The organism is Micrococcus sp. HSID17227 (assembly GCF_003989405.1).
GTDB lineage: Bacteria > Actinomycetota > Actinomycetes > Actinomycetales > Micrococcaceae > Micrococcus > Micrococcus luteus.
Genome location: NZ_RBLN01000227.1, coordinates 1 through 3415 on the forward strand (window position 1 = coordinate 1; position 3415 = coordinate 3415).

Annotated in this window: 4 protein-coding genes; all 4 read left to right on the forward strand. The window is 74.5% G+C overall.

The window, feature by feature from the left end:
• Positions 1–356: 356 nt before the first annotated feature.
• Positions 357–1151: a low molecular weight phosphatase family protein gene (locus D8M29_RS09890; protein WP_127435491.1), complete on the forward strand. Its 795-nt coding sequence runs from the start codon at positions 357–359 to the stop codon at positions 1149–1151.
• Between the two features lie 10 nt (positions 1152–1161).
• On the forward strand, positions 1162–1542 hold the full coding sequence (locus tag D8M29_RS09895; RefSeq protein WP_002856860.1) for a metal-sensitive transcriptional regulator: 381 nt from the start codon (positions 1162–1164) through the stop codon (positions 1540–1542).
• Between the two features lie 41 nt (positions 1543–1583).
• A complete protein-coding gene (locus D8M29_RS09900) occupies positions 1584–1802 on the forward strand; it encodes a heavy-metal-associated domain-containing protein (RefSeq protein WP_098094125.1) in 219 nt (72 codons plus the stop codon).
• Between the two features lie 3 nt (positions 1803–1805).
• Positions 1806–3415 (forward strand): cation-translocating P-type ATPase (locus D8M29_RS09905; protein WP_148111570.1); only part of this gene is annotated, 1610 nt, incomplete at its 3' end.

Genomic DNA, 3415 nt, shown 5'->3' on the forward strand with positions numbered 1-3415 from the left:
TGGTCGGTGCCGTCCAGGAGCACGGTCCAGCCGCCCTCGCCCCGCCACGCGTCGTCCCCGTGCGCCCACAGCACCGCCCGGGCGAACGGGGGGACGGCGGCCTCGGGGGTCCCGGTCGCGGGGGTGCCGAGGTCCGGGAGCAGGGAGCGGACAGACATGGCCCCCATTCTCTCCCACCTCGGCGGACCCCCGCTCCGGGCCCGGGCGTCGGCCACCGCCCCGACGACGGCGGCGAGCAGCGTCGTCGGGCGCGGAGGGATCCCGTCAAGGCTTGCGCCGGCACACCCGACGTCGCAGGGTGGGGGCACCCGTTCACCTCGCGTTCAGCCGACCGCCTTCCCCGGAGGACTCGCATCATGGCCCCCATCCCCCCGGACCCCCACGCCGATCACGCACCGGCGGTGGACGACATGCCGCTGGACACGACGGCCGCGCCGGACACCCTCGCCCCGGTGGACCCCGTGCCGCACGGGATGGCCGCGCACGTGCTGGAGCGCGAGGTCCGGCCGCTGATGGCGCGCTTCCCCGGCGTGGCCGACGAGGCGACGGCGCGTCAGGTCCTGTTCGACTCCTACGCCGAGCTCGCCGCGACGAGCCGCCACCCGGAGATGCTGCCGACCATCTCGGTGCAGCATGCCGCCTCGCGCCTGCGCGCCAGGGCGATCAACCAGGGCAGCATCGAGTCCCGCCACCCGCGTGTGCTGTTCGTCTGCCACGGCAACGCCGGCCGCTCGCAGATGGCCGCGGCCCTGCTCGAGAACCGCACCCACGGCGAGGTCAGGGCCCGCTCGGCCGGCACGGAGCCCGCCGGCGAGGTCATCTCCACCGCGTTCGAGGCGATGAACGAGATCGGCATCCCGCTGCACCACACGTACACCAAGGGCCTGGACCCGGACGTGCTCCGGGCCGCCGAGATCGTGGTGCTCTTCGACGGCGCGGATCCGTTCGAGATCCCCGAGGGCGCGCAGGTGCAGAAGTGGTCCGTGCCGTCGATCCGCGGCATGAGCCTCGAGCAGGTGCGCGGCGTGCGCGACGCCCTGGACCTGGAGGTCCGCGGCCTGATCGCCGATCTGGGCGAAGCCGCCACCCCGCTGCCGGAGGAGGGCACCCGCGTCGGCCGACCCCTTGACCTATACCCCCCTGGGGTATAGAACAGGGGGTATGAGCACGGACAGCACGACGACGGCGCCCGCCGCCGCCTCGCCCCTTCCGTCCGCCGCGGCGGACGCCTGCGACGGCCACCGGCCCCCGCACGAGGTGCACCGGGACAAGGCGAAGCACCTCGCTCGACTGCGCCGCATCGAGGGGCAGGTGCGCGGCCTCCACCGCATGGTGGACGAGGACGTGTACTGCATCGACGTCCTCACGCAGGTCGCCGCCGTCACGAAGGCGCTGCAGTCCCTCAGCCTGAACCTCACCTCGGAGCACCTGCGTCACTGCGTGGCGGAGGCCGCGGTGCAGGCCGAGGCGGAAGGCCGCACCGAGCTCATCGACGAGAAGGTCGCCGAGGCGACGGCCGCCCTCGGCCGCCTGCTGCGCTGACCGGCGCCGTCGCCCACCCACCACCGCACGAGGAGCACGAGATGACCACCACCGACCTGAAGATCACCGGCATGACTTGCGGCCACTGCGTCGCCTCCGTCCAGGAGGAGCTCGGCGAGATCGCCGGCGTCTCCGCCGTGGACGTGGACCTGAACTCCGGTGGCGTCTCCACCGCCACCGTCACCTCCGAGGCCCCCCTCGACCCCGCCGCCGCGCGCGCCGCCGTCGAGGAGGCCGGCTACACGCTGGTGGGGGCCTGACCCATGACCCACCCCGCCTCCTCCACCCCGGCCGGCCCGCAAACCGAGACCACCCGCCGCGTCGACCTGGACGTCACCGGCATGACCTGCGCCTCGTGCGTGGGTCGCGTCGAGCGCAAGCTGGGCAAGCTCGAGGGCGTCACGGCGTCCGTGAACCTGCCGCTCGAACAGGCCACCGTCACCGCGCCCGCCGGCGTGTCGGACGAGGAGCTCGTGGCCGCCGTCGAGAAGGCCGGGTACGGCGCCACGGTGCGCCGTCCCGCCCCGCCGGCCGGCCAGGCCGGGCACGCGGGACACGCGGGACACGCCGGGCACGCGCACACCTCCGACCACGGCGAGGGCCACGCCGCGGACCATGACGGCGTGGACCACCACGACCACATGGCCCACGGTCCGAGTGAGGACGTGCTCACGCCGCGCCTGATCGGCGCGGCGGTGCTGACGGTGCCGCTCGTGTTGATCTCCATGGTCCCGGCGCTGCAGTTCCCGCACTGGGGCTGGGTCGCGTTCGCCCTGGCGGCGCCCGTGGCGCTGTGGGCGGCGTGGCCGTTCCACTCGGCGGCGTTCCGCGCGGCCCGGCACGGCTCGTCCACGATGGACACCCTCGTGTCCGTGGGCGTGCTCGTCTCCTTCGTGTACTCGGCCGTGGAGCTGATCCTGGCGCCGGACATGACCGCCCACGTGGGCGGGACCATGGCGGAGATGGCCCACCACAGCCTGTACTTCGAGACGGCCGCGGTCATCACCACGTTCCTGCTGCTGGGCCGCTGGCTCGAGGCCCGCGCCAAGCGTGAGGCCGGCGCCGCGCTGCGCGCCCTCCTGGACCTGGGCGCGGCCCAGGCCACCCTCTACGACCCCGAGACCCACGCCGAGCGCACGGTGCCCGCCGAGTCCCTCGCGCCGGGCGACGTCGTGCTGATCCGCCCCGGCGAGAAGGTGCCCACGGACGCCGAGGTGCTCGAGGGCACCTCGGCCGTGGACGCTTCCCTGCTCACCGGCGAGTCCGTGCCCGTGGAGGTCGGCCCCGGGGACGCCCTCACCGGCGCCACCCTGAACACCTCGGGCCGGCTCGTGGCCCGCGCGACGCGGGTCGGCTCGGACACGACGCTCGCCCAGATGGGGCGGCTCGTCTCCGAGGCGCAGACCGGCAAGGCGCGCGTGGCCCGGTTGGCCGACCGCATCTCCGCCGTGTTCGTGCCGATCGTGCTCGGGATCGCCGTGCTGACCTTCGCGGTGTGGATGATCGTGACCGGCGACCTGCCGTCCGCGCTGCGCGCCGGCGTGGCCGTGCTCGTGATCGCGTGCCCGTGCGCCCTCGGCCTGGCGACCCCGGTCGGCCTGCTGGCCGGCACCGGCCGCGCCGCGCAGCTGGGCATCCTCATCCGCGGCCCCGAGGTGCTCGAGGACTCGCGCACCGTGGACACGATCGTGCTGGACAAGACCGGCACCGTGACCGAGGGCCGCATGGCGCTGGCGGACGTGCTCGTCCTCGACCCCGCTTTCGTGGCCGAAACGGGCGCCTCCCGGAGCGCTTTCGTTGACGAAACGGCGCCGGACCAGGCCGCCGACGTCCTGCTGACCCTGGCGGCCGCCGTCGAGCGCGGGTCCGAGCA

What these genes read in the sequence shown, in the direction of transcription:
- D8M29_RS09890 (WP_127435491.1), top strand. Translation starts at nt 357, where the DNA reads ATGGCCCCCATCCCCCCGGACCCCCACGCCGATCACGCACCGGCGGTG.
- D8M29_RS09895 (WP_002856860.1), top strand. Translation starts at nt 1,162, where the DNA reads ATGAGCACGGACAGCACGACGACGGCGCCCGCCGCCGCCTCGCCCCTT.
- D8M29_RS09900 (WP_098094125.1), top strand. Translation starts at nt 1,584, where the DNA reads ATGACCACCACCGACCTGAAGATCACCGGCATGACTTGCGGCCACTGC.